Origin of the sequence: Dokdonella sp., assembly GCF_035703485.1 — a bacterium.
Taxonomy (GTDB): domain Bacteria; phylum Pseudomonadota; class Gammaproteobacteria; order Xanthomonadales; family Rhodanobacteraceae; genus Dokdonella.
In genome coordinates, this window is sequence record NZ_DASSYD010000143.1 from 1 (window position 1) to 25,947 (window position 25,947).

Below are 25,947 nucleotides of genomic sequence, written 5' to 3' on the forward strand. Positions count from 1 at the left end.
CGGGCGACGCCTCGGGCAATGGCATCCGGATTCCAGTCAATTTGCTCACCCAAAGCGTACAAGGCGGCAATCGCCGCTGCCGCATTGGCGTGCTGGATTGAACCATCAAGCAGCGGATGCGGCAGTTCCAGCGCTTCGCCGGAAATAGTCCAGCGCCAGGCATTCGCCGATGTCTCGACATGAAAATCCCGGCCTGCCGCAAGCAACCGCGTGTCGAGCGCGTTTGCGGCATCAATCAGCGTTCGTGGCGGCGCGATTTCACCGATAACGGCGATTTTCCCGCTGCGAAATATTCCGGCTTTTTCGGCGGCGATGACTTCACGATCATTGCCGAGCCAATCCTGATGATCGAGATCGACCGTGGTCACGATCGCGGCATCGGCGTCGATGATGTTGACCGCATCAAGACGACCGCCGAGGCCAACCTCAAGAATCGCGACATCAAGCGCCGAATCGGAAAAAATCAGCAAGGCCGCCAGGGTGCCGAACTCGAAATACGTCAGCGCGATGTCGCCACGTGCCTTCTCGATTCGCTCAAACGCAGCAATCAGGGCGTGATCGGCCACATCGTCACCTTGCACCCTGACCCGCTCGTTGTACCTCAGCAGGTGCGGCGAGGTGAACGCGCCAACACGATGACCGCCGGCAAGCAGGATGGCGTCGAGGAAAGCGACGGTCGAACCCTTGCCGTTGGTGCCACCGACGGTGATCACGGTTTTTGCCGGTGCGGGTGCACCGAGTCTTTGCCAGACCGCGCGCACGCGCTCGAGTCCAAGTTCTACTTCTCGTGGATGCAGACGCAACTGCCAGCTCAACCACTGGTCAAGCGTTCTTGCCGGGCTTGTCATGGCTACCGGATCACCGCCTGAGTGTTCGGCGCGGTTTGACTGGCAAACGTCCGCGCCAGTACTGGATCAACACGAAGCCCGCTGCCATGCCACCAAGATGGGCGAAATGGGCGACCCCGGCCTGGCTTCCGGTAACGCCAAGAAACAATTCAATCGCGCCATAGCCCGTAACGAAGAGCCAGGCTGGCATCGGGATCGGCGGAAACAGCAACATGATGCGCTGATGCGGAAACATCATGCCGAAGGCCAGCAACAAGCCGAACACGCCACCCGACGCACCCAGTGTCGGATAGATTCCACCAGTGAAGTAGTGCACGACGATCAGCTGCGCAATCGCTGCGCCAACAACGCAAACCAGATAATAGATGGCGAACGGTCGCGAGCCGAACAATTGCTCGATGGCACCGCCGAACATCCAAAGCGCGAACATGTTGAACAGCAGATGGGTAAAGCTGCCATGAAGGAATCCGTAACTGAGCAGTTGCCAGATCTGAAAACTCACATGGGAGCCATCCTGGGTCAGGACATCCGTGCCGATCGGCCACAATGCGAAATGGATGATCATCGGATCGGGGAATAGCTGCTGGATCAGATAGATCGCGATATTGGCAATCAGCAACGCACGGGTGACGGGAGGCATATCAAACGGCATTCGGATTCCTGAAATGGTGAGGTGTCGACGCAGAAAGGTTGAGATCGAGGCGGACTAGCAGCCTGTCGGACTTTGCCGGTTGAGGCGAGAATTTGGCTGGGCGAGGCCAGATTATCGACGGTTTGCAGGCCCATAGTGGTGCTATGGGTCAAAAATCGGCGGAAATATGAACCGTTCAGACGGATTCGCAGCCCAGCCGAGTCAAGTCCGACAGGCTGCTAGCCCGGATTCAAGCATCTGGCGCCCACAGTTCGGCATCGAGATCACGCTGCCAGCCAAAACGATCCATGTCCACTCGACGTCCGCGAACCTCGACATTTTCCCTGGACAATCGCAAGCGTTGCTCGATGAATTCAGCACTATCCGGGGCGAAGGCGAGACAGCCGTCGGCGCGTACCACACGATGCCAGGGCAAGGTCATATCCTCGCCTGCCTCGCGCAAGACCCGACCAACCAGACGTGCTCGTCGCGGCAAATCTGCGCGCGCGGCGATCTCGCCATAGCTGGCGACGCGCCCGCGCGGAATTGCCAGAATCACCCTGCAGATTCCATCATGCTCGCCATTGAACGGTTTTTTCACTGACATCGGCATTGAACACGCTAGCATGAAGAACCCGCGAACCCGAGGAGAACGCCGTGCAGAGTTTTGAACAGATCCGCTCGCATGTCAGCAACCTGCACACCTTGCGCACCAATGATCCGTATCTGATCAGTTTCGATCTGGCGGTTTCAAACGATCGCAATCAGGGCATTTATCTGGCCGAGCTGGAAGGCGAGGATGAACTCAAGTATCTGCGTGTATCAACGCCGATTGGGCCGGCCACCGGGATTGATGCCATACGTTGCCTTCGCTTCAATTGGGAGCAACGCACGGGCTTTCTCGCGATCAGCGATCTCGATGGCTCGCCCTATCTGCACCTGATCGAGAACCGACCCTATACGCTGCTCCAGGGCGATGAGCTGGATCGGGTGATCAACGAACTCGGTCAACTTGGTGACCGGATGGAACAAGCCATTTCAAGCGGTGGCGACACCTTGTGAGCAGTCAGCGGGCGATTCCCGGCTTGTACTCATCCGAAGAATTCGGAACTGCTGACAGCTGCTAGACCAGATCGAAAACCTGCAACAGGCGTACCAGTAGCCAGGCAATAACCCCGGTGACCGGAATGGTCAGCAGCCACGCCCAGACCATGCGTTCGACCACGGTCCACTTGATTGCCGAGAAACGTTTGGCCGCACCGACACCCATGATGGCCGAGGAAATGTTGTGTGTTGTCGACACCGGAATGCCAAAGTGCGATGCGGCCAGGATGACGCTGGCCGATGCGGTTTCAGCCGCGAAACCATTGACCGGATGCAGCTTGACGAGCTTGTGGCCAAGGGTACGAATGATGCGCCAGCCACCCATGGCGGTGCCCGCAGCCATGGTGATTGCGCAGAGCACCTTGATCCAGATCGCGATACCGAACTCCTGGCCCGCTTCCGCTTCGACGCGCAGAAAATCCATCCAGTGCGGCAAGCCTTCCAGAGCACCGGCCGAAGTGGCGCCGAACAGAGCCAGGGCGATGATACCCATGGTCTTTTGCGCATCGTTCATGCCATGAGACAAGCCCATAGCACTGGCTGAAAGTATCTGCGCCTTGCCGAAAAGCCCATTGAGGAACCGCGGGCGGCCGAGTTTCTGCAGAAACCCACTTCTGGATGCAAGCCAGCTCACGAGCGCAAAAATCAGGCCCATGATCAGAAAGCCGAGAACAAAGCCGAGCAGCGGCGAACTGAACATCGGCAAGACGACCTTCGGCAGCAGGCCCTTGCCGTGCCACCAGTGATCTCCGCCCTGCCACCAGATGATCGACGACCAGTTGTCGCCAGCGGCCGCCAGCGCCGCACCACAAAGGCCGCCGACCAGCGCGTGGGACGAGCTCGATGGCAAGCCCCACCACCAGGTAATCAAATCCCAGATGATGGCTCCTAGCAATGCACAAATCAGCACTTGCGGAGTCACTGCAACGATGCCGGTGTCAACCAGACCCGATGCAATCGTCTTGGCCACGGCCGTGCCCCAGAGTGCACCGAGCAAGTTGGTAAACGCCGCAAGCGCGACGGCCTGAGTCGGGCTGAGAACCTTGGTCGCAACCACGGTTGCGATTGAGTTGGCGGTATCGTGGAAACCGTTGATGAACTCGAAAACGAGCGCAACGACGATGACCAGCAGGACCAGAATAAAGCTCAAGGTCACGGAATATTCTCGCTAATCGCTCAGGAGTTCTTCAGCGCAATGTGATAGATCACGTTACCGGCGTCGCGACAGCGATCAATGGCCTTTTCAAGCAGTTCGAAGAGATCCTTGCGCACCATCAGGTGGGCGGCATCTGCATTGCCCGAGAATAATTGCTGGTAAAGATCCAGCAACAGGCGATCGGCCTCGGATTCAATGGACTGCATGCGCTCATTGAGCCCATGCATGACACTGAGCTTCAAACCGTGACGCAACTCGCCAACCATCTGCACGATGACTTCGCAAGCACGCTCGAGCATTTCGGCTTGCGACAGATAGTTGATATCCACGAGGCGGTCAGAGAACAAGGCATGGCGCTCGGCAAATTTTTCGACCGTCTTCGGAATCTTGTACAGGGCGCCCGCCAGCGCTTCTATGTCCTCGCGATCCAGCGCGGTGACAAACGTGTTGACCAGCTCCAGATTGATCTGCGCGAAAAGATCCTTTTCGCGCCTGCGGGCGACTCGGAATTCGTCCAGCGCCGGGGTTTCGGCACCTTGCGCCAGCATGGTTTCCAGCGCTCTCGCGCTGAGCAAGGCGGCCTCGGCGCTGGCTTCGAGCAGGCCATAGAATTTGTCACCCTTGCCAAAGATGGTTTGCAACGAAAACATGGAGCGCTCCGATACGGGCTGGGGGGAAAGAAAATCCCACGCTGCAACCACGATTCCCGGAGCAGCGGATGCGCATATTACAGCATTAGCCCGGATTGAATCGAAATGAGCGGTTAGCGTGAGGGGCAGTTAGCGGAAGAGCGGTGAGCCGTGAGCCGTGAGCGGTAGAAGCAATCCAGGAAAGCTTGAGAATGTCTTGAAAAGGTAGAAACAAGGATTGACAGTCCAAAAAGAACCAAAGCTTACCCTGCTTGCCGCTGACCACTCACTGCCCTCCGCTGCCCCGCGCCAGCCGCGCCATGCGCTGGGCGTCGGCCAGAATGCCGCGCAAGGCTCGCAGTTCCCTCTGATCCGGCGCTGCGCGCAGGAACAGCCGGCGCAAGCGCTGCATGATGGTTCGATCAGAGCGCCCCTTGTGGAAATCAATGTCGTACAAGGTCGCCGCGAGATGCTCGAAAAAGCCCTCTAGTTCGGCTGCCGTCGACGGCGGATCGGTGTTTCCCTGCCGCGAAGGCATGCCGACCAGAGCTGCCATGCGCAATTCATAAGCCAACACCTGCACGGCCTGGGACAGATTCAGCGATGAATAGCCCGGATCACTGGGAATGTGCACCGCGGCATGACACAACTTGATTTCGTCGTTGCTGAGTCCGGACGTCTCGTTGCCGAAGACATAGGCAACCTGCCGACCCTCGACGGCTGCCTGCAGTGCACGTTGGGCGGCGCTTCGTGGTGACAGTTCCTCCAGCGACACACCACGCAAACGAGCCGTGGCACCAAGGATCAGACTGCAGTCGCCGATCGCCTGCGGCAATGAATCGAATTGAACAGCTGCCTCGAGCACATCATCCGCGCCAGCTGCCAGCACGTGTGCATCGATATGCGGAAATCGCTCTGGCGCCACCAGCGAGAGTCGGTGGAATCCCATGGTCCGGATCGCGCGCGCCGCGCTGCCGATATTGCCGGGATGTGAAGTATTGGCGAGGACGAAGCGCACGCGAGCCAGCGATTCGACTGCTTCCGGGGCATCAATATCCATCATTTCCTGTCGATTGCTCCTGAATCGTGTTTGGCGGCATGTCGCCGGATTTGCTACCCTTTCGCGCCGCAGGCGACTGGATCGTGATGCGGATGCTCTTTTTCAGTCCACTTCTGACGGAACCACCATGCCCAGACCCGCCGTAAATGTGGCGGTACGCGCCGCGCGTGCCGCAGGCCAGATCATTCTGCGCTACATGAATCGCATCGACAGCCTTGCCATCGTCGAGAAGCAACGCATGGACTTTGCCTCGGAAGTGGATCGCGCCGCCGAGGCCGAGATCATACGCGAGCTCAAACGTGCATTTCCCGGGCATGGCATTCTGGCCGAAGAGTCTGGTGCCCATGGCAAGGGCAAGCATATCTGGGTCATCGATCCGCTCGATGGCACGCACAACTATCTTCGCGGATTCCCGCATTTCTGTGTTTCCATCGCCTTGCTTGAAAACGGCGAGCCGATGCACGGCGTTGTCTACGATCCGCTGCGCGACGAGTTGTTCACTGCCAGTCGCGGCGATGGCGCTTATCTGAATGACCGACGCATTCGTGCCAGCGCGCGCATCGATCTCAATGGCGCGTTGCTGGCGACCGGCTTTCCGTATCGCCAGCGTGAGCATCTCGATGCCCAGCTAGGGATGACCCGTGCCCTGCTCGGGCAGGCCGAGGATATTCGTCGTACCGGCTCCGCCGCGCTTGACCTGGCCTATGTGGCCAATGGTCGCTTTGACGGCTACTTCGAAACCGGCCTGAAGCCCTGGGACATGGCCGCAGGGTGTCTGCTCGTTCGCGAGTCCGGTGGCCGCTATTGCGATTTTGTAGGTCGCGAGGGTATTCCGGAGAACGGCCACCTCATCGCCGGAGGCCACAAGGTTGTCGATGCGATGATCAAGGCCATTGCAGCCGAAATCACACCGGCTCTGGCGCGCTGAGGAAATTCAGCGAGTCACCTTGGAAGGTCAGATATAGCACCACTGACAATCAGGGAATTCCTGGAATTCCGAACACAAAAAAGCCCGGCTTGCGCCGGGCTTTTTCTTGTCACTCGAACGATGCTTCGGGTCGATTACTGACCGTCAACAGCCAGCTCGGTGCGGCGGTTGCGCGCACGGCCTTCCTTCGTGTCGTTCGTATCGATCGGATTGCTTTCGCCGAAGCCCTTGACGCCGGTGATCTGGCTGGAGCTGACGCCGTGCGAGGTCAGATAGTCATAGACGATCTGCGCGCGACGCTCCGAGAGCTTCTGGTTGTACGCTTCCGTGCCGACCGAGTCGGTGTGGCCATCCAGCTCGACGCGGACGTTCGGGTTGCGGCTGAGTACGTCAACAGCCTGATCGAGGATCGCGATCGAGTCTGCAGTCGGCTCCTGCAACGAACCGGTGATGTCGGTCTCGTTCGAACGCGGACGATCAAACTTGAAGTTGACGCCACGCAGGTCGATGACAACCGGAGTTGCGGCGGGCTCTTCCGGAGCGGCTTCCGGCGGCGGCGGCGGCGGCGGAGCAGCTGCCGGTGCCGGTTCAGGTGCCGGTTGCGAACCCATGGCGATGGTCAGGCCAACCGAGACAATGCCGTCGACATAGTGGTTGTGGTCCCCGGCACCCGGGAACTGGCCACGCAGGCTGTTGTTGTCGTGGTCATAGCGGGCAGCGATTTCGCCGCGCAGAGCCATGCGCTCATTGAAGTTGTATTCGATACCACCACCAACAGTGGCCATCGGATCCCAGCCGTTATGCTGAATGGTGCCCGAGTAAGCCGCGTGACGCACTGCGCCAAGGCCACCGAGTACATACGGACGCCAAGCCGAACCCTGGTCACCGAAGAACCAGCGACCGGTCACACCGAGGCTGACGCTCTCCCACTCATGGCCAGCGCGGAACGAGTTGTTCTTGAAGTCAGCGTTGTTGATGGCGTATTCCGCATCAACTGCAAAATTCGGGCTGACCCACCAACCGATACCGAGACCCGTGTACAGGGACGTGTCGGTCTTGCGGTTGCTGTCAGAGAAGTTCGCACCCACTCGTGGAGCGATGTACCAGTTTCCGTCCTGTGCGTAGGCGGAAGTTATACCGCCGCCGAGCATGGCGACTGCGATCAATGCACTCAGTGCCTTATGTTTCATCATTGCAGATTCCTCGTTTTTGTTTGAACTAAACCTAATCGCCACAGTGCGACGCGATATCCGACACGCTGTTCCCCGCCATCATACGATGAATCGTGGCCGATAAAACACGATTTTAACAAAAAGTTTGGCCTCGTGTATGAACGGCACACGACAGCGTTATCCTTTGCTTATCAAATGCTTAGGCGAAAAATACCTGAACGCGATGTTAAGCACAACCTGAACTACATTACAAACAAGTCCAGAAGTTTGTTCACTGGCATGCTTTCTATGGATTCCGCATCCGCGCTGACCTCAAGGATCTTCGCCACATTCGCTGCTGGCAGCTGTGCGGATATCGCCGCCTCGAACTTCTTCAGCAACACCGGAATTCCTTCGGCGCGACGCTTGCGGTGACCAATCGGATAGTCGATCGAGACTTTTTCAGTACGCGTTCCATCCTTGAAGAAAACCTGAATCGAATTTCCGATATAGCGCTTGTCGGGGTCGAAGTAATCCTTGGTGAACTGCGGATTTTCCTTGACCACCATCTTCGAGCGCAGCGCATCAATGCGCGGATCGGCGGCGACATCGTCATTGTAGTCGCTGGCGACCAGACGGCCGAAGATCAGCGGCACGGCAACCATGTACTGGAGGCAATGATCACGATCCGCATAATTGGCCAGTGGTCCGGTCTTGTCGATGATGCGCACGCCAGCTTCCTGGGTTTCGATCTCGATGCGCTCGATCTCGTCAATGCGCGAACCCACCTCGGCATGCAGTTGCATCGCACACTCGACGGCGGTCTGCGCGTGGAACTCGGCCGGAAAGCTGATCTTGAACAGGACGTTTTCCATCACGTAGCTGCCGAACGGACGCTCAAACTCGAACGCCTTGCCCTTGAATGCGACGTCGTAGAAGCCCCAGGTCTTGGCCGACAAGGCCGATGGATAGCCGACCACGTTCTTGTCGACGGCGTTGAATGCGTGGGTTACTGCGCGCCGGCAGGCATCGCCGGCAGCCCAGCTCTTGCGCGGCCCGGTATTCGGCGCATGCCGATAGGTGCGCAAGACGCCATTGTCGATCCAGCTGTGCGAGACGGCGTTGATGATCTGTTCCCGGGTTCCGCCAAGCATGGCGGTGGCCACGGCGGTCGAGGCCAGCCGAACCAGGATCACGTGATCAAGCCCGACCCGGTTGAAACTGTTCTTGAGCGCATAGCAGCCCTGGATTTCATGCGCCTTGATGGCCCAGCCGAGGACATCGCGAACCGTCATCGGCTTGCCACCCTCGCGCTCGGCCTTGCGCGACAGATAGTCGGCGATCGAAAGGATCGCACCGAGGTTGTCCGAAGGATGGCCCCATTCGGCGGCCAGCCAGGTGTCATTGAAATCCAGCCAGCGGATCTGCGTACCGATGGCAAACGCAGCCTGGACCGGATCCAGCTCGTGGCTCGTTCCCGGCACGCGCACACCGCCCGGCAAGACAGCACCCGGCACGACCGGACCGAGGTGCTTGACGCAATCGGGAAATTTCATCGCCAGCATCGAGGTGGCCAGCGAATCGAGCAACATGTAGCGAGCGGTGTCGTAAGCCTCGGTCGAATCGATGACGTGGTCGGCAATGTAGTTGGCGATATCGACCATCGGCTGATCGGGTTCAGGCCGTACGGCCGAGCGGATGTCATGTCCGGACATGGGTGGTTTCCATTGCAGTTGGGGAAAGTGCGGAAGCTGACGGCAGCTTCGACGCAGCCCACTATTGTGCCAGATGGCTGCCCGCAAAGCCCTTGTGGAAGTCGAATGTCAATTCGACCGCTCGTCCGTGCAGGCCGTCCCGGACTTTGACCCAGGCGACTATCCCTTGCCCTGCAGCCTGCTCGCTGGCATCTTGAACGATCGTTTGAATTCGAGATTGTCTGATGGAATATCCACACCTGTTTGCCGCGCTGGATCTCGGCTTCACGACTCTGCCCAATCGCGTACTGATGGGTTCGATGCACACCGGGCTCGAAGATCGAGCCAAAGACTACGACAAGCTCGCTCATTATTTCGCCGACCGTGCCCGCGGCGGTGTCGGCCTGATGGTCACCGGCGGCATCGCGCCGAATATCGAAGGCTGGCTGAAGCCCTTCGGTGGCCGCCTGGCCATGCCCTGGCATGTCGCCCGCCATCGCAAACTGACCGCGGCAACGCACGCCGAAGGCGGACGCATCTGCATGCAGATCCTGCATGGCGGTCGCTACTCGTATCACCCGCTGCAAGTGAGCGCCTCGAAGATCAAATCACCGATCACTCCGTTCAGTCCGCGCGCACTGTCATCGCGCGGTGTCGAGCGCACGATCAGGGATTTCGTCGGCTGCGCCAAGCTGGCCCAGGATGCCGGCTACGACGGTGTCGAGATCATGGGTTCGGAGGGCTATCTGATCAATCAGTTCGTCGCCGCGCGCACCAATACGCGTGAGGACGAATGGGGCGGCAGCGCCGAGAAGCGCATGCGTTTTCCGATCGAGATCGTGCGCCGCACCCGGGCCGCGGTCGGCGCCAATTTCATCATCATCTACCGCCTGTCGATGCTCGATCTGGTCGACGACGCGCAAAGCTGGGAGGAGGTGGTGCAACTGGCCAAGGCGATCGAAGCTGCTGGCGCGACCATCATCAACACCGGCATCGGCTGGCACGAAGCGCGGGTTCCGACCATTGTCACCTCGGTGCCGCGAGCGGCCTTTGCATTCGTCACGCGCAAGCTCAAGGGCGAGGTCAGCCTGCCGTTGATCACGACCAACCGCATCAACATGCCCGAGGTAGCCGAACAGATCCTCGCCAGTGGCGATGCCGACATGGTGTCGATGGCGCGCCCCCTGCTGGCTGATGCCGACTGGGTCAACAAGGCACGCGCGGGCAAGTCCGATCGCATCAACACCTGCATCGCCTGCAATCAGGCGTGTCTCGACCACGTGTTCGAGAACAGGCATGCCAGTTGTCTGGTCAATCCACGCGCTTGCCATGAGACCGAACTGGTCATCAAGCCGGCGGCGGTTCGCAAGCGTTACGCGGTGATTGGTGCCGGCCCGGCCGGACTTGCCGCGGCAACAACACTCGGCGAGCGCGGGCATGCGGTCACCCTGTTCGACCAGGCCAGCGAAATCGGTGGCCAGTTCAACATGGCCAAGCGCATTCCCGGCAAGGAGGAGTTTCACGAGACCATTCGCTATTTCGGCAACCACATCAAGGACACCGGTGTTGAATTGCGACTGGGCACGCGTGCCGATGTTGCGTCGCTGAAAGACCTGGGGTTCGATGCGGTCATCATCGCCACCGGCGTGACGCCGCGCGCCCTCGGCATTCCCGGCAGCGATCATCCCAAGGTTCTGAGTTACCTCGATGTACTGCGCGACAATAAACCGGTGGGTTCACGCGTGGCGGTCATCGGTGCCGGCGGCATCGGCTTTGACGTCTCCGAATTCCTCGTCGAAAGCGCTCCATCGCCGACAACCGATGTCGATCGATGGTCAAAGGAATGGGGCGTCGACCTCGCCATCGAACATCGCGGCGGGTTGGTACCGGCAAAGCCCGAGGCGCCAGAGCGCGAAGTCTTCCTGCTGCAAAGAACCGAAGGCCGCCTCGGTGCGCGTCTGAACAAGACCACCGGCTGGGTGCATCGGGCCACGCTGAAGGCGAAGAAGGTCAAGATGATCGGCGGCGCGAGCTACGAAAAAATCGATGACGCCGGACTGCACATTCGCGTCAATGGCAAGCCGCAAGTGCTGGCGGTCGATCAAATTGTCGTTTGTGCCGGCCAGCAATCCAACCGCACCCTGGCCGATGAGTTGATCGCCGCTGGAGTGCCGACTCATGTCATCGGCGGTGCCGATATCGCCGCCGAACTCGACGCCAAGCGCGCGATCGCCCAGGGCACCAAACTCGCTGCGAGCCTGTAGCAACCAGGGCAACGCTGAAAGCGCACAGCCGACGCGCAACGCACGGTTGATCGGGCCCGTAGACAGCACGAAGTCAACCAAGCCATTCCTTCTCCCGCCAGCGGGATAAGCACTGAGTTATCGCATTTTGCGGGCCGAATCTGCAAGGCATTCGGCGTCGGTAACCGACTCGCCTCTGGCACGACTTGCCACTGGTTTGCGTACTGACAACTAGTGGAGTCTTGAATGGAGGAATGATCGTGTCCAGAGCACCTTGCATTACGTCTCGTCAAATTTCTGCGCTGGCGGGCCTTGCCATCACTTTTTCGACCGCTGCAGTGATGGCGGCCGTCGGAAGCTGGAGCACAACGGGCCCGTACGGCGGCGATATCAACCAACTCACCGTTTACGAAGCCGGGCCGAGCACACTCTTTGCTGCCGGTAGAGGCGGTGTCTTTCGCAGCCTGAGCGGGGGAGACTCGTGGCAGCGTATTGAAGTCGGCCTGCCAACATCACCTTCCGTTCCGTCGATGGCGATCAGCACGATCGATCCCGTGCTTTACCTCGCGACCTACACTGGCACTGGTCATTCTGATGGTCTCTATCGAACCGGCAATGCAGGCAACCTGTGGGTACCGATCAGTACTCCGCTACCCAGTGGCAGCAGCATCGCCGGCGTTAGTTTGCGTCGCGCCACAAACGACAGCATCGCCATTGCAACCTCCGAGGGCGTTTATGTATCAACCAATGCGGGCGGTACCTGGATTGGCCCGGGCGCGAGCGCGGGCGGTACAAGCGATCAGTTTCAGAAGATTCTTTTCGCAGCGGATGGATCTCTGTACCTGGGCTTCGCGTATCCAGACCCATCGGCGTTTGCTGGAGCCAAAATGCTCAAAAGCACCGATGGAGGGTCCACCTGGGCTCCATTGACAACACAACCGGATTTGCCCGGTATCGAGTATCTGGTCGAGGCGCCGACCGACCCGCAACGGATCTTTGCCGGTGGCGGTGGAGCCCTGGCGACGAGCAGTGACGGCGGCGCAAGCTGGTCCAATGTGATCCTTCCTGCCAACGGCGGCTCGGGCTGCTATCTCGAATCGATCAGTCCGCTTCCGAACTCAAGTCTGGGCGTGGTTGTCGGTTGCGGTTTGCATGGCGTGCATCTTGCGACGGATATCAATGCCCCGACCTGGACAGATTGGGGTGTAGCCAATGGATTGACAGCCAATGGAACTGATTCGTTGCAGACAACCGCGATTGCCGTACACCCGGGATTTCCAGCCACCGGCACGATCTGGGTTGGCGCCACGGACGCCGGAATATTCCGTACGACCAACAGTGGTGTGACTTGGAACCCCGCCAACAACGGTTATCAAGCAACGAACATTCGCGCCGTGGCCGCTCACCCGCTAGACACCGATCCAGCCGGTGCGGTCATCCTCGCAGGCTATGGCGATGCGCGCACGCCAGTACGCGCCATGTACAAGTCTTCCAATGGCGGTGCGAGCTGGTTTCCATCCCTGACCAATCTCAATGCCGAGCAGATCCGCTGGATAACCATCGACCCTACGACGGTCGATGCCAACCCGTTCAACGCCGAAAATTTCACGGTCTACGCTGCGGGACGTTCAGAAAACTATCCGCTACTTGGCGGCGGGGATGGCGGCATCTACAAGAGCACCGATGCAGGCGCAAGCTGGACAACAATAGACAACGGAATTGCCACGATTTCCGGCACCCGTTTCATGGGAACGGTTCGCGCCCTCGTACTCGATCCGCAATCGTGTACTTCGCCTCCGTGTGTAGCCGGGTCGGGTCCCTTGCAAACCGTCTATGTCGCCGGCAGCGGCGTTGCTGACGGCCCTGGCCTGCCCTACCGGTCCGCCCGTGTCTACAAGAGCACCAATGCCGGATCTTCATGGACCGCATCGGAGAACGGCTTGCCCTTGCCCGAGGATCTCGGGCCCGTCGGTACATTCAACTATCTCTACTCGGTCGCGATTTCCATGGTCATTGACCCGGTCACGCCGTCCACGCTCTATCTCGGTACGACCACGGCATGGAACGCCAGCGTTGGCGGCAGTATTCCGACCATGGAAAACGGCGTATTCAAGTCGACCGATGGCGGTGCCAACTGGGTGCATTCGAGCAATGGCCTGCCACGCTTCGCCGGGGCGGGATCGACCCACTACGATGTGCTCGCACTCGCGATCAATCCAGGCAACCCGCAGATCCTCTATGCCGGCGCGACCAGCTTTGAAGTGACCGGTCCGGTCGGCAGCATCTACAAATCCACCGATGGCGGTGCCAACTGGTTTGAGGCCAGTACCGGAATCGCCGGCCAGGATGTGCGCGCACTGTTCATTGATCCAGCCGACGCCAGCGGCGATACGGTTTATGCCGGAACCGGCGGCGGCGGCGCCAACCCGGGTGGCGTATTCCGCACGACTGATGGCGGCACCACCTGGAATTCGTTGAGCATTGGCCTGCCTGCAGATGCTGCGCTCGCCCTGACCATGCCGCCGCGCACACTCGGCGCACCGGCTCGCATCGTCGCCGGAACAACCGCCGGCGTCTGGGAATACACGGCAACGCCTGATGAGGATTCCGACGGATCGCCATCCGCTGTCGAAGGAAGCGTGCTCGGCGGCGATGGCAACGTCGACGGTATCCCCGACGCGACGCAGTCCTCGGTGGCTTCGACTTCGACAGCCAGCGGCTTTGGCATCACCGACATAACGTCACCTGACGGCACGGTCGTGCGCACCACCATCGCAATCGTTGCGGGAAGTTGTACCCAGCTCAACGACAGCACGAATCAGCAGGCCAGCCTGTATCCACCCGATCCAATTGGTGCGGCGGCCAGTCACGAGCCTTGGGGACTGGTCAGCTTTTCGCTACCGGCCTGCAGTCAGGCGACGGTGCGGGTCACCTTTCACGGCGCGAATTTCGACGCCAACTGGAAATGGCGGAATTACGGCCCGCGAATTCCCGGTGATGCGACCTCATTCGGCTGGTATTCGTTTGCCGGGGCACAGCGGATTGATGCAAAAACCTGGGAGCTGAAAATCGACGCGAGTCGTCAAGGCAATTACCGAAGCGACAGCAACAACATTCTGTTCGTTGGCGGCCCGGGCAACCTGCCGGACTCGATCTTCGATCACGGCTTCGAGTAGCCAGTTGCCTTGAAAGCGAGAGGGCTCACATCCATATGTTGAGCCCCCTTCTCCGCTTCTGAGGTATCCGATGAAACTCTATTACATGCCCGGCACCTGCTCACTGGCCGACCACATCGTTCTTGAGTGGATAGGAAAACCTTACGAAGCCAGCGAAGTTGCGCGTGATCAACTGAAGAAGGATTTCCTCAAGATCAATCCGAGCGGCTCGGTACCCGCGCTTGATGTCGACGGTTGGATCCTGACCCAGAACGTCGCGATCCTGAATTTTCTGGCCGATGAAAATCCACAAAGTGGAATCGGCGGAGATGGTTCGGCGAAAAGTCGCGCGGAAATCAATCGCTGGCTCGCCTTCGCCAATGCCGATGTGCACCCGAGCTTCGCGCCGTTGTTTGGTGCCACCGCCTATCTGGAAGATCCCGGTGTTATCGACAAGACCAAAGCTGCTGCGAAAAAGAAGCTGCGCGGCCTCTATGAAATCGCCAACAACCAGCTCAAGGGACGCGACTGGCTGACCGGATCCCGCTCGATTGCCGATCCTTACCTGTATGTGACCTTGCGCTGGGCCGAGAAATTCGAAATCGATCTCGGCGGTCTGGACGAGTTGGCCCGCTTCCGCACCCGGATCGAGGCTGATGACGGCGTGCAAAAGGCGCTCAAGGCACAAGGCTTGATCTGATCACGGTTCCTGTTTGAACACGAAAAAGGCCACGCAATTGCGTGGCCCTTTTGTCTGCGCGCAGCTCTTTGTTGCGCTGGCTTGAAGCGACTGCATGGATGCAGGAGGTACGCCTCCATGGATGGAGGCGGTAGAACTGCGTTGGGAACAAGCGGTCGAGAGGTCGCTCCTGCGCATCCTGCGCACGCGACATTCGCACATCCATGTGCAGCACAACGCAGGAGCAGTTACCGACACGGCCAGTGCATCTGCGCCAGCGCGCCGCGATCTGCACGCAGACAGGCGTCGTGACGATTGCGCCACTTGATCAGCGTTGCCTTAATGCGCTAAATCCGTCTCAACGCTTGTCGATTGGCACGAACTTGAGGTCTTCCGGTCCGTTGTAGTTCGCGCTCGGACGAATGATTTTGCCATCGATGCGTTGTTCGATCACGTGCGCGCTCCAGCCGGCCGTGCGCGAGATGACGAACAACGGCGTGAACATCGCCGTCGGCACACCCATCATGTGATAGCTGACGGCGCTGAACCAGTCGAGATTCGGGAACATCTTCTTGATTTCCCACATCGTCGATTCGAGGCGCTCGGCGATATCGAACATCTTCATGTTGCCTTGCTCGGCCGACAGATCACGGGCGACTTCCTTGATCACCTTGTTGCGCGGATCACTGACCGTGTAGACCGGATGGCCGAAGCCGATCACGACTTCCTTACGACCGACACGCTCTCGGATGTCGGCCTCGGCTTCATCGGGTGTCTCATAGCGTTTCTGGATTTCGAAGGCGACTTCGTTGGCACCGCCATGCTTGGGTCCACGCAAGGCTCCGATGCCACCGGCGATGCTTGAATACATGTCACTGCCGGTGCCGGCGATCACGCGCGAGGCGAAAGTCGATGCATTGAATTCGTGCTCGGCATAGAGGATCAACGAGGTGTGCATGGCGCGAGTCCATGACTCGCTTGGAGCTACGCCATGCAGCAGATGCAGGAAATGGGCGCCAATTGAATCGTCGTCGGTTTCGACCTCGATGCGCTTGCCGTTGACCGCGAAGTGATACCAGTAAAGAAGGATCGAACCGAGCGAAGCCATCAGCCGGTCGGCGATATCGCGTGCGCCAGGATGATTGTGGTCGTCCTTCTCGGGCAAGACACAGCCGAGGATCGAGACACCTGTGCGCATGACATCCATTGGATGCGCCGAAGCCGGAATCTGCTCAAGCGCGGCCTTCAATGACGCCGGAATGCCACGCAGTGATTTCAGCTTGGTCTTGTAGGCGGCCAGCTCAGCCCTGGTCGGCAATTTTCCGTGCACGAGCAGATGGGCGATTTCCTCGAATTCGCAGGTCGTCGCGACATCGAGGATGTCGTAGCCGCGATAGTGCAGATCGTTGCCGGTCTTGCCGACCGTGCACAGCGCCGTGTTGCCGGCAGCGACTCCGGACAGGGCAACGGATTTCTTCGGTTTGAATGGGGTCGCTGGTTCGCTCATGGTTTTCTCCGGTTGGAGCCGACACGATGCGTGGTTGGCTCAAGGCAATCAATGGTCGTTCTTCAAACGCTTCGACGGCAAGGTCCACTCGATGAAACTCATCGAGATTCAACTCACTCGGTTTGTGCTCCAGCAGCGGACTGGTCAATCCCCGATGCGCGTTCCAGCAACTTCTGCAGCAATTCTATTTGTCGATTCTGCAGTTCGACGAGAGTTGCCCAATCTCGCTCGCGCATCTGATCGAGCTTTTCATGCATCTGCATGATCTCCAGCTCGGATCGCACGTTGACTTCGTAGTCGTGCTCTGCCTGCATCCGGTCGGCGGCACTCGATCGGTTCTGGCTCATCATGATGATCGGTGCCTGGATTGCGGCGACACAGGAAAGGCATAAATTCAACAAGATGTAGGGATAGGGATCGAATGCAGTGTTGCGCAGCAGATACGTGTTGACCAGCATCCACACGACCAGCACAGCGACGAAGACGATGATGAAGGACCAGGTGCCGCCGATGGCAGCGACTCGGTCGGAGAGGCGTTCACCGAAGCTCAGACTGGTATCGAATTCCCGGACAATATTGCGTGACACACTGCGACGCGCAATAAAGCGTTCGATAACCGCACGCTCTTCCGCCGGAAGCTTCTCCACTTCGGTACGCAGCAACTTGTAGGCCGTCTGACGACGGTCCACCTTCGACGCTTTGCCTGATCCCTGCGAATGCTGATCGGTCATGTCCGGCGACTCACCTGACTGGACAACAGCGCAACTGTAATTAGTTCAGCTCTTTTTCGCATACAGCGCATCCAGATGCCTTTCAAACTCGTGGTAGCCGATACGATCGTAGAGCTCCTCGCGGGTCTGCATCGTATCGACGACATTTTTCTGATGACCATCCCGGCGAATGGACTCGTAAACATTTTCCGCTGCCTTGTTCATGGCCCGGAATGCCGACAGCGGGAACAGCTGGATGGCGACGCCGACCTCAGCCAGCTCGTCGCGTGAAAACAACGGAGTCTTGCCAAACTCGGTGATGTTGGCCAGCACCGGAACCTTGACCGCCTCGACGAAACGCCGGTAGGTCGGCAGGTCGTAGGCCGCTTCTGCAAAGATGCCGTCGGCACCCGCTTCCACGCACGCGATCGAGCGCTCGATCGCCGCATCGACGCCTTCCACCTGGATCGCATCGGTGCGCGCGATCAGGAAGAAATCCGCATCGGTTTTCGCATCGGCCGCCGCCTTGACCCGATCAACCATTTCGCTCGCGCTGACGATTTCCTTGCCGGGCCTGTGGCCGCAGCGTTTGGCACCGATCTGATCCTCGATATGGCAGGCCGCAGCGCCGGCCTTGATCAACGACTTGACCGTGCGCGCGATGTTGAAGGCGCTCGGTCCGAATCCGGTATCGATATCGACCAGCAACGGCAACTCGCAGACGTCGGTGATGCGACGCACATCGACGAGCACGTCATCAAGCGTATTGATGCCAAGATCGGGCATGCCCAGTGAGCCGGCCGCAACGCCACCACCCGAGAGGTAGATCGCACGATACCCGGCGCGGCGCGCCAGCAGCGCGTGGTTGGCGTTGATCGTGCCAATGACCTGCAATGGGGACTCTTCGGCCAAAGCGGCGCGGAAGCGCGCGCCTGCGGAATCGAATTCACTCATGGAAACTCCCGGGCAAACGCCCATTTTACCTGACTATGCTGCACACGCGCGGCGACTCTGGTGCATCAAGCCGTTCTTGGAGTCCGCATCGACCGTTGCATATCCTTCTTTCCCGGCCGGGTATTGACGCCTAGCAAGGTCAGGTTTGTACACGCATCAGCAAACTGTGACGCAGTTCACGTTTTATGCGAAACTTGGTTCGGCTTGTTCGTTCCGAAAAGGTCGAATTCCAGGCGACTGGTTTCGAAATAGTTTCGCAGGATCAACGGGTTGGCGCCAATGGCCCAAGCTCATGCCCAAGCACTTCCGGCGCGATTTCGTGCCTTCATCAGCTACAGCCATCGCGATGAGGCTTGGGCCGTCTGGTTGCACAAGTCGCTGGAGGCCTACCGCGTGCCTTCGCGCCTGGTCGGCCAGGCTACGGCGCAGGGCGAAATCCCGGCTCGACTGACGCCGGTCTTCCGTGACCGCGACGAGTTGCCGAGCTCGCCCGACCTCAATAGCAAGGTCGCCGAAGCACTGGCCCAGTCGGAAAGCCTCATCGTTGTGTGCTCGCCGCACTCGGCAACATCGCACTGGGTCAACGAAGAGGTGCTTGCCTTCAAGCGCCTCGGCCGTTCGGATCGGGTCTTTTGCCTGATTGTCGACGGCGAACCCGGGGCCAGCATGCTGCCGGGCCGCGAAGCCGAGGAATGCTTTGGCAAGGCATTGCGTCATGCTTTGGCCGACGATGGAACACCAAGCGAGCTGCCTGCCGAACCAATCGCCGCCGATATGCGTCCCGGCAAGGACGGCAAGAACAATGCGCGCCTGAAGCTGATCGCCGGCCTGCTGGGTGTCGGCTTTGACCGCCTCAAACAGCGCGAGCAGCAGCGCCGTTTGCGCCGCATGACCGCGGTCGCCGCAATCGCAATAATCGTGACCGTCGTGACCACGGCGCTGGCGATCAATGCCGTCGTTGCGCGCGGAGAGGCAGAACGACGGCAGAAACAAGCCGAGGATCTGGTCGACTTCATGCTTGGCGATCTCAACGACAAACTGGCCAAGGTGCAACGCCTGGACATCATGGAAGCGGTCGACGACCAGGCGATGAAATACTTTCAGTCCCTGCCAACGCGCGACGTCACTGATGAGTCGCTGGTGCAACGCGCCAAGGCACTGGAGAAAATCGGCAGTGTGCGCTTCGACCAGGGCCAACTGCCCGACGCACTGGAGGCCTATCAGGCTTCGCTGGATTTGGCGGGTCGTCTCGCAGTGGCGAAACCTGATGACGTCCCACGGCAATTGGCTCACGCCCGCATCTTGTCTTTTGTCGGGCAAAACCACTGGTACCAGGGTGACCTCGATGCGGCATTGCAGGCATTCGAATCTGCACAGCGAATCCTGCGCTTGACGGACCGTCGATCGCCGGGCAATCCCGAGTTGAAGTTCCAGCAGGTCATGCTGGCCAACAATATCGGCCACATCCTCGAATCGCGCGGAATGCTCGACCAGGCCATGCGCGAATACCGCTGGATGCTCGAGCTGAGCCAGGCCCTGGTGGCGACCAATCCGGACAAGACGAAATGGCAGGAGCATCTGGGCATGGCCCACAACAATCTCGGCAAGCAAGCCCTGATTGCTGGCGATCTGGCCAATGCGATTGCCGAATATCACGCCGACGACGTGATCGAAACGCGCCTGTCCGAAGCCGACCCCAAAGACAACAACCAGCGCACGAACATGCTCGTCGTGCGCGCGATTCTCGGACGCACGCTGGCACTGACCGGTGACGTCGAATCGGGCAAACACTACCTTGAGCAGGCGATCGATATCGCCGCACAGATGGCGGCAATCGATCCATCCAACACGAGTGTGCAGGAACTGCTCGCACTGTATTCCTCGCAACTGGCTCGACTGCAACGACTCGACGGCAATGCGCCTTCAGCCGGCACGCTGACCGCGCGTGCGGTACAGATATTCACGACGCTGACCGACAAGGATCCGAGCAACGCTGCGTGGAAACGCGAAATGGCCGAGGCGCTGGTCGAACAATCGGCCCAGTCGCATGCCGCAGGCGCAATCGCTGCCGCCAGGCAGCAGGCGAAATCCGCACTGAACCTGCTCGATCCCCTGTTTGCAGCGAACCCCGATGACCAGAGGACGCTACTGGCCGCGGTGGCGGCAAGATTGCGTCTCGCCGACGCCAGCAGCAGCGATACAGAGAAGGCCGCGCTGCGCGAGAAGGCTCTGCGCACACTGCAAACGGTAAAGAGCGGCAAGGATGATCCGCGACTGCGTGCCCTGCTCGTCGAAGCGCTTGTAGAGCAGAAGCGCAATAGCGAGGCCGATCTTCTGATCCGGAAACTTTGGCACAGCGGTTTCCGTGATCCGGAGCTGCTCTCCCTGCTACAGCGCAAACACATTGACTACCCGGTCAACACGGAGTTCCAGCAACGGCTGCAGGCGACCGTTGCCATTGCAAAAGTCTCGGGCGGGCGTCCAGGAACAACGCAGTCTCCGCACGAGTGAATTCAAATATTCGCTTCCATTCCCTGGAGTTCCCCATGACCACCCTGAAAGTCACCCTCGATGAAAGCACCACGCCGTGGACCGTAAACGTCAATCAATCAGGCAACGCCAACCATGTACCTCATGGCGCCAAAGCCCATACCATCACCTGGCGACTAAGTGGCAATGCGAAGACCGGCTTCTTCGTTCCACTATCCGATCCGGAGCCCGGATTTTCCTGGTTCAGGACCAAGCCGAGTGAAGGCATTTTTAGCGACATGGCTATCCGCGGCAACGGCAAGAAACTGACCGTAAACGACACCAACGACAACGCCAGCTCGAAAGGTGAATGGACATACGTCATGCGAGTCAATGTTGGCGGCACCGTCTATTCGACCATTGCCGTCGCAACCATTGCCACGAATACCAACCCAACCATCAGGAACAACTAGAGCCTGTTCACACTATTACGACGAATGGCGTTGCGCGCCCGAATGCTCCAGGCAAGGCGGGCTCCGCCGCCCTTGGTGGTTCCAGGGGCAAGGAGGCCGCCGACGCATGGGGCATCTGGGCGCGCAACCCTCCGGGACGGGGCCGGAAAGCCCCATCGCTACGTCAGTCGTCGCTCATTTGGAATGACCAAACCACGCTCCTGTGTCCTTGCGCTGCGACTTTCCGGCCTCCGGCGCCATCGCCGGAATAGTGCGAACAGGCCCTAGTGTGATGCCCACATCAGGAACCCGATGAACTTGATTCGGCCGACCACATTGCACGTGCGAGATGAGCCAAATGACTGAATCCGGATGTCATTGTTCGAGTTCGCGCGTCAGCGCACGGGCACGCTTGTGACTGCACCGCCCATTGCGCTGGCGCCGCTGATCATTGGCGTCACCAGCCATCGCAACATTGCCGAGAGCGAAACGGCGATGCTGCGGGAACGTGTACGGTTTCTTTTCGAGCAACTGAAGAAGGACTTTCCGGAACTGCCGTTGGTCGTGCTTTCCGCGCTGGCCGAGGGTGGCGATCAGCTGGTTGCGCGGGAAGCTCTCAATGCCGGCGCGCGTCTGGTCGCACCGCTGCCGATTGAGCCGGATGCCTATCAGAGAGATTTTTCCGACGAAGTCAGCCGCTGCGAATTCAGCGCGCTTTGCGCGCGAGCCTCCGTCCTGCAATTACCTCTGCTTGAACGCAATACGGCCGAAGGCGTCGCTGAGCCAGGTGCACAGCGCGACGCGCAATATGCCGAGGCGGGCGTCTACATCGCCAGCCACAGTCATATCCTGCTGGCCATCTGGGATGGCCGCTGTTCCGATCTGCTGGGCGGAACCGCGCAGATCGTGCGCTACTACCTTGAAGGCATACTTCCGGGCTCGATCGAGCGCCGCAGTGGCATGCGCCCGCTGGTCGATAGGGGCGATGAAAGTCTGCTCTACCACATTGCCTGTTCCCGTACGGATCCTGACGGCAAGCTCAAGGCACCCGATCCACCGCTACGCCCGTTGCACGCGCGCTGGCTGAGCCAGAGTCGTGCGTGCGCGGCAGCCGAGGGCATTCCGGATGATTTTCGTCTGATCTTCCGGCGCATGGTGCAGTTCAATACAGATTCGCAACGCTACTGTGAAGAGGTCGTTGCCGCAGCAAGGAATCCGGCAGATGGCAGCAATGCCGTCGAAGGAGAAGAAATCGAAACCTTGTTTGCCGCCGCCGATCGGCTGGCTATCCACTTCCAGAAGCGCGTGCTGCTGGCCATGCGCGGCATTCATGCTCTCGCCGCCTTGATGGGCATTGCCTTTGTCTGCTACTCGGACCTGCCCGGCGACTGGTTTGACCAGGGCGACATGATCTACGTGTTCATCGCGCTGTTCGCCGCCGGCGTGATTCTCGACCGGCTCGCAAAGCGACGTGAATGGCATCGCAAATACATCGACTACCGCGCCCTCGCCGAAGGTTTGCGCGTGCAGCATTACTGGTTTCGTGCCGGTGTCTCAGCCGCAGGTTCGATTGCCTTCGCGCACGACAACTTCATGCAAAAACAGGATGTCGAACTGGGCTGGATCCGCAATGTCATGCGAGCTGCCGGAATCAACGCGCCCGACCGCATTCGCGTCGAGGAACGCGTGCTTGCCGACGTCATCGACGAATGGATTGGCGCTGCCAATCGTGGCGGGCAACTGGGCTACTACGCGCACCGAACCCAATTGCGCATGCACGTTCATCAGACCGCACGCATGCTCGGCATGGCGTGTCTGTGGACCGGCATCGCGATTGCCTTGGTGCTGGCGGCTTTCCAGAGCCGGCTCGAAGCCGATGTCACGACCAGCATGATTGCGCTCATCGGCGTACTCGCCATCGTCGCTGCTGCTCGCGAATCCTATTCCTATCGCAAAGCGGACAAGGAGTTGATCAAGCAGTACGTTTTCATGCGCAATATCTTCAACGGGGCAAGAAACGCCCTGGAAGCCGAGCAGGATTCCAATGCCCAGCGCGAGATCCTTCGTGCGCTAGGTGAAGCGGCTCTGGCCGAGCATGCGGAATGGGCGCTGACTCACCGCGAAAGACCGCTCGAACACGGCAAGCTCTGACGCTCCATTGATCAAGCTACGAACAAGCGTGCAATCAACAAACCTCGGAATTGACACCGTTTTCTTGATCGTCAACGCCGAGTCAGGCCGCTGTCTCATCCTCTGGCTCGACTCGCCGCCGCGAATGACGCAGAACGAAATAGCCAAGAACGCCGGCCGCCAGCGAACCGCCAAGAATGCCGACCTTGACTTCACTCTGCAGCACCGGGTGGTTGGCGAATGCGAGCAGGCCAATGAACAGGCTCATCGTAAACCCGATACCACACAACAAGGCCACGCCGAACATCTGCGTCCACGATGCGCTTTGTGGAAGTCGTGCAATCCCACAGCCAATGGCAATGCTGGAAAATCCGAACACGCCGATAATCTTGCCGCAAAGCAGACCCAGGGCCACACCCAGAGTCAATGGATCGACCAGGTTGGCAACCGTGAGGCCATCGAATGAAAGCCCGGCATTGGCGAAACCAAACAGCGGAACAATCAGGAACGGCACCACGCGATTCAACGAGTGCTCCAGTGTAATCAGCGGTGGATCCTGGAATTCATCGCCCATGCGCAAGGGGATCGTCAAGGCCAGGGCAACACCGGCGAGGGTGGCATGAACGCCGGATTTCAGAACGAAGAACCAGAGCAGCCCGCCGAGCAGCATGTACGGTGTCAGTCGGCGCACGCCAGCGAAATTGAGACCGACCAGAACCGCCAGGACGCCCGCCGCAAGAGCAAGATAGAGCGCTGCCAGTTCACTCGTGTAAAACAGGGCAATGATCATCACCGCACCGAGATCATCGATGATCGCGAGCGCAGCGAGAAACACCTTGAGCGAAGTGGGTACGCGCTTGCCGAGCAGGGAAAGCACGCCGAGCGCGAAGGCGATATCGGTCGCGGTCGGAATTGCCCAACCGCGCAAGGCTTCCGGATGGTCCCAATTGAACGCGATATAGATCAGGGCCGGCACGAGCATGCCGCCGAAGGCGCCGATTCCAGGAAGGATCCGGCGCGGCCAACTCGACAATTGCCCAACCAGCATCTCACGCTTGATTTCGAGTCCGACGAACAGGAAGAAGATCGCCATCAGGCCATCATTGATCCAGTGCAGAACGCTGAGGCCTGCGAGATAGGTGTGCAGGGACTCGAAATAAAGTTCCGAGATCGGAGAATTGGCGACGATCAGGGCCAGCGCCGCCGCCGCCATGAGGACGAATCCACCCGAAGCTTCGCCACGCATGAACTCAGTGACAAGCAGAACCGGCTTGCGGATCAGCGGAGTCTGCAACATTGATGTCTTTTCGCGAGCGATGGGTCGAATCTCCAAGTCCAATTATGAATCAATAGCGATCAATCTTGTGCGAAGTGCCGGTCACTTCACCTTCGCAGGGTTGAAGATGAAGTGAAGGCAATATGGTGCTGAACTATGACTTCGCGAAAAGCTTCTCGACGGCAGCACGTTCTTCACGCAGTTCCTTGTCGGATGCCTCGATGCGCGACTTCGAGAATGCGTTGAGCTCAAGCCCCTGGACGATTTCGTACTTGCCGTTCTTGATGGTGACCGGATAGCCGAACATTACGCCAGGTTCGACATCGTAGGAGCCATCCGACGGAATACCCATCGAGACCCAGTTGCCGTCAGCTGTGCCGTGGGTCCAGTCACGCATGTGATCGATCGCGGCCGATGCTGCCGACGCCGCCGAAGAGGCGCCGCGAGCCTTGATGATTGCCGCGCCACGCTGCTGCACGAGTGGAATGAAAGTATCGGCATACCAGGTCTGATCGACCAGCGACAGCGCCGGTTTGCCTTTCACCGTTGTCTGATGAATGTCCGGGTATTGGGTCGAGCTGTGGTTGCCCCAGATCGTGACCCTGGCGATATCGGTGTTCAGTGCACCGGTTTTCTCGGCGAGCTGGCTGATTGCGCGATTGTGGTCGAGACGGACCATTGCGGTGAACCGGCCCGGATCAAGATCCGGCGCATTCTGCTGGGCAATCAGCGCGTTGGTGTTGGCCGGATTGCCGACCACGAGTACACGTACATCACGCTTGGCGTAATCGTTGATCGCCTTGCCCTGCGGCCCGAAGATCGCGCCGTTGGCTTCAAGCAGATCCTTGCGCTCCATGCCGGGTCCACGCGGACGTGCGCCGACCAGCAAGGCGTAATCGACATCCTTGAAGGCGACATTCGCATCATCCGTGGCGACAACGCCATGCAGGGTCGGAAACGCGCAGTCGTTGAGTTCCATGACCACGCCATTCAGTGCCGGCAACGCGGGGGTAATTTCAAGCAAATGCAGGATGACTGGCTGGTCCGGACCAAGCATGTCGCCGGCGGCAATTCGGAACAACAAGGCATAACCAATCTGGCCGGCAGCACCGGTGACGGCAACACGAACGGGAGCTTTCATTAGCATCAACCTCGCAAAGTCTGGTGGGAA

General features: G+C 59.3%; 21 protein-coding genes. 8 read left to right on the plus strand and 13 right to left on the minus strand.

Going from position 1 to position 25,947, the window contains the following annotated elements; translation table 11 throughout:
- The 3 genes from VFN25_RS11200 to VFN25_RS11210 form a co-directional block, all read right to left on the minus strand.
- Positions 1–848 (minus strand): bifunctional folylpolyglutamate synthase/dihydrofolate synthase (locus VFN25_RS11200; RefSeq protein ID WP_325141893.1); only part of this gene is annotated, 848 nt, incomplete at its 3' end.
- A gap of 10 nt (positions 849–858) precedes the next feature.
- Positions 859–1,500 carry a rhomboid family intramembrane serine protease gene (locus VFN25_RS11205; RefSeq protein ID WP_325141895.1) on the minus strand — a complete coding sequence of 214 codons (642 nt, stop codon included), beginning with the start codon at positions 1,498–1,500 and terminating at the stop codon, positions 859–861.
- A 229-nt stretch (positions 1,501–1,729) separates the two neighbouring features.
- The gene (locus tag VFN25_RS11210) at positions 1,730–2,038 is read right to left on the minus strand and encodes an MGMT family protein (RefSeq protein ID WP_325141897.1); all 309 of its coding nucleotides are present in this window, start codon (positions 2,036–2,038) and stop codon (positions 1,730–1,732) included.
- 98 nt (positions 2,039–2,136) lie between these two features.
- On the opposite strand from VFN25_RS11210, the gene VFN25_RS11215 reads away from it, so the two are divergent.
- Entirely contained in the window at positions 2,137–2,541 is a 405-nt protein-coding gene (locus VFN25_RS11215) for a hypothetical protein (protein WP_325141899.1), read from the plus strand.
- A 61-nt stretch (positions 2,542–2,602) separates the two neighbouring features.
- Here the strand turns inward: VFN25_RS11215 and VFN25_RS11220 are convergent, their stop codons facing one another.
- From VFN25_RS11220 to VFN25_RS11230, 3 genes are all read right to left on the minus strand, one after another.
- Positions 2,603–3,733, minus strand: coding sequence for an inorganic phosphate transporter (locus VFN25_RS11220; RefSeq protein WP_325141944.1), 1,131 nt, complete (start codon positions 3,731–3,733; stop codon positions 2,603–2,605).
- A gap of 26 nt (positions 3,734–3,759) precedes the next feature.
- Positions 3,760–4,389 carry a pit accessory protein gene (locus VFN25_RS11225; protein WP_325141901.1) on the minus strand — a complete coding sequence of 210 codons (630 nt, stop codon included), beginning with the start codon at positions 4,387–4,389 and terminating at the stop codon, positions 3,760–3,762.
- A gap of 265 nt (positions 4,390–4,654) precedes the next feature.
- Positions 4,655–5,428, minus strand: a complete 774-nt coding sequence (locus tag VFN25_RS11230) for an RNA methyltransferase (RefSeq protein ID WP_325141946.1) — start codon at positions 5,426–5,428, stop codon at positions 4,655–4,657.
- Between the two features lie 127 nt (positions 5,429–5,555).
- Between VFN25_RS11230 and VFN25_RS11235 the strand changes: the two genes are divergently transcribed.
- Entirely contained in the window at positions 5,556–6,356 is an 801-nt protein-coding gene (locus VFN25_RS11235; protein ID WP_325141903.1) for an inositol monophosphatase family protein, read from the plus strand.
- 134 nt (positions 6,357–6,490) lie between these two features.
- On the opposite strand, the gene VFN25_RS11240 is transcribed toward VFN25_RS11235, so the two are convergent.
- A complete protein-coding gene (locus VFN25_RS11240; protein ID WP_325141905.1) occupies positions 6,491–7,549 on the minus strand; it encodes an OmpA family protein in 1,059 nt (352 codons plus the stop codon).
- A 221-nt stretch (positions 7,550–7,770) separates the two neighbouring features.
- The gene (locus tag VFN25_RS11245; RefSeq protein WP_325141907.1) at positions 7,771–9,222 is read right to left on the minus strand and encodes a bifunctional 2-methylcitrate dehydratase/aconitate hydratase; all 1,452 of its coding nucleotides are present in this window, start codon (positions 9,220–9,222) and stop codon (positions 7,771–7,773) included.
- A 224-nt stretch (positions 9,223–9,446) separates the two neighbouring features.
- On the opposite strand from VFN25_RS11245, the gene VFN25_RS11250 reads away from it, so the two are divergent.
- The 3 genes from VFN25_RS11250 to VFN25_RS11260 all read left to right on the plus strand — a co-directional run bounded on the left by VFN25_RS11250 (position 9,447) and on the right by VFN25_RS11260 (position 15,299).
- Positions 9,447–11,465: an NADPH-dependent 2,4-dienoyl-CoA reductase gene (locus VFN25_RS11250; protein WP_325141909.1), complete on the plus strand. Its 2,019-nt coding sequence runs from the start codon at positions 9,447–9,449 to the stop codon at positions 11,463–11,465.
- A gap of 239 nt (positions 11,466–11,704) precedes the next feature.
- Positions 11,705–14,620, plus strand: coding sequence for a hypothetical protein (locus tag VFN25_RS11255; RefSeq protein WP_325141911.1), 2,916 nt, complete (start codon positions 11,705–11,707; stop codon positions 14,618–14,620).
- A gap of 70 nt (positions 14,621–14,690) precedes the next feature.
- A complete protein-coding gene (locus tag VFN25_RS11260; RefSeq protein ID WP_325141913.1) occupies positions 14,691–15,299 on the plus strand; it encodes a glutathione S-transferase family protein in 609 nt (202 codons plus the stop codon).
- 337 nt (positions 15,300–15,636) lie between these two features.
- On the opposite strand, the gene prpC is transcribed toward VFN25_RS11260, so the two are convergent.
- The 3 genes from prpC to prpB form a co-directional block, all read right to left on the minus strand.
- The gene (prpC, locus tag VFN25_RS11265; RefSeq protein WP_325141916.1) at positions 15,637–16,785 is read right to left on the minus strand and encodes a bifunctional 2-methylcitrate synthase/citrate synthase; all 1,149 of its coding nucleotides are present in this window, start codon (positions 16,783–16,785) and stop codon (positions 15,637–15,639) included.
- Between the two features lie 113 nt (positions 16,786–16,898).
- Positions 16,899–17,516 (minus strand): DUF1003 domain-containing protein, encoded by a 618-nt coding sequence (locus tag VFN25_RS11270; protein ID WP_325141918.1) that lies wholly within the window; start codon positions 17,514–17,516, stop codon positions 16,899–16,901.
- A 45-nt stretch (positions 17,517–17,561) separates the two neighbouring features.
- Complete coding sequence (prpB, locus tag VFN25_RS11275; protein ID WP_325141920.1) at positions 17,562–18,449, minus strand: methylisocitrate lyase; 888 nt, start codon at positions 18,447–18,449, stop codon at positions 17,562–17,564.
- A 279-nt stretch (positions 18,450–18,728) separates the two neighbouring features.
- Between prpB and VFN25_RS11280 the strand changes: the two genes are divergently transcribed.
- From VFN25_RS11280 to VFN25_RS11290, 3 genes are all read left to right on the plus strand, one after another.
- Positions 18,729–20,960, plus strand: a complete 2,232-nt coding sequence (locus tag VFN25_RS11280) for a toll/interleukin-1 receptor domain-containing protein (RefSeq protein WP_325141922.1) — start codon at positions 18,729–18,731, stop codon at positions 20,958–20,960.
- Positions 20,961–20,995: 35 nt separating this feature from the next.
- On the plus strand, positions 20,996–21,391 hold the full coding sequence (locus VFN25_RS11285) for a hypothetical protein (protein WP_325141925.1): 396 nt from the start codon (positions 20,996–20,998) through the stop codon (positions 21,389–21,391).
- A 351-nt stretch (positions 21,392–21,742) separates the two neighbouring features.
- Complete coding sequence (locus tag VFN25_RS11290) at positions 21,743–23,521, plus strand: hypothetical protein (protein ID WP_325141927.1); 1,779 nt, start codon at positions 21,743–21,745, stop codon at positions 23,519–23,521.
- Between the two features lie 82 nt (positions 23,522–23,603).
- Here VFN25_RS11290 and nhaA read toward each other — a convergent pair whose 3' ends face one another.
- Both nhaA and VFN25_RS11300 read right to left on the minus strand, forming a co-directional pair.
- Positions 23,604–24,797: a Na+/H+ antiporter NhaA gene (gene nhaA, locus VFN25_RS11295; RefSeq protein ID WP_325141929.1), complete on the minus strand. Its 1,194-nt coding sequence runs from the start codon at positions 24,795–24,797 to the stop codon at positions 23,604–23,606.
- A 133-nt stretch (positions 24,798–24,930) separates the two neighbouring features.
- Complete coding sequence (locus VFN25_RS11300; RefSeq protein ID WP_325141931.1) at positions 24,931–25,917, minus strand: malate dehydrogenase; 987 nt, start codon at positions 25,915–25,917, stop codon at positions 24,931–24,933.
- Positions 25,918–25,947 lie beyond the last annotated feature (30 nt).

What these genes read in the sequence shown, in the direction of transcription:
- VFN25_RS11290 (WP_325141927.1), top strand. Translation starts at nt 21,743, where the DNA reads ATGTCATTGTTCGAGTTCGCGCGTCAGCGCACGGGCACGCTTGTGACT.
- VFN25_RS11245 (WP_325141907.1), bottom strand. Translation starts at nt 9,222, where the DNA reads ATGTCCGGACATGACATCCGCTCGGCCGTACGGCCTGAACCCGATCAG.
- VFN25_RS11300 (WP_325141931.1), bottom strand. Translation starts at nt 25,917, where the DNA reads ATGAAAGCTCCCGTTCGTGTTGCCGTCACCGGTGCTGCCGGCCAGATT.
- prpC (WP_325141916.1), bottom strand. Translation starts at nt 16,785, where the DNA reads ATGAGCGAACCAGCGACCCCATTCAAACCGAAGAAATCCGTTGCCCTG.
- nhaA (WP_325141929.1), bottom strand. Translation starts at nt 24,797, where the DNA reads ATGTTGCAGACTCCGCTGATCCGCAAGCCGGTTCTGCTTGTCACTGAG.
- VFN25_RS11240 (WP_325141905.1), bottom strand. Translation starts at nt 7,549, where the DNA reads ATGATGAAACATAAGGCACTGAGTGCATTGATCGCAGTCGCCATGCTC.
- VFN25_RS11280 (WP_325141922.1), top strand. Translation starts at nt 18,729, where the DNA reads ATGGCCCAAGCTCATGCCCAAGCACTTCCGGCGCGATTTCGTGCCTTC.
- VFN25_RS11205 (WP_325141895.1), bottom strand. Translation starts at nt 1,500, where the DNA reads ATGCCGTTTGATATGCCTCCCGTCACCCGTGCGTTGCTGATTGCCAAT.
- prpB (WP_325141920.1), bottom strand. Translation starts at nt 18,449, where the DNA reads ATGAGTGAATTCGATTCCGCAGGCGCGCGCTTCCGCGCCGCTTTGGCC.
- VFN25_RS11250 (WP_325141909.1), top strand. Translation starts at nt 9,447, where the DNA reads ATGGAATATCCACACCTGTTTGCCGCGCTGGATCTCGGCTTCACGACT.
- VFN25_RS11285 (WP_325141925.1), top strand. Translation starts at nt 20,996, where the DNA reads ATGACCACCCTGAAAGTCACCCTCGATGAAAGCACCACGCCGTGGACC.
- VFN25_RS11230 (WP_325141946.1), bottom strand. Translation starts at nt 5,428, where the DNA reads ATGGATATTGATGCCCCGGAAGCAGTCGAATCGCTGGCTCGCGTGCGC.
- VFN25_RS11235 (WP_325141903.1), top strand. Translation starts at nt 5,556, where the DNA reads ATGCCCAGACCCGCCGTAAATGTGGCGGTACGCGCCGCGCGTGCCGCA.
- VFN25_RS11260 (WP_325141913.1), top strand. Translation starts at nt 14,691, where the DNA reads ATGAAACTCTATTACATGCCCGGCACCTGCTCACTGGCCGACCACATC.
- VFN25_RS11270 (WP_325141918.1), bottom strand. Translation starts at nt 17,516, where the DNA reads ATGACCGATCAGCATTCGCAGGGATCAGGCAAAGCGTCGAAGGTGGAC.
- VFN25_RS11225 (WP_325141901.1), bottom strand. Translation starts at nt 4,389, where the DNA reads ATGTTTTCGTTGCAAACCATCTTTGGCAAGGGTGACAAATTCTATGGC.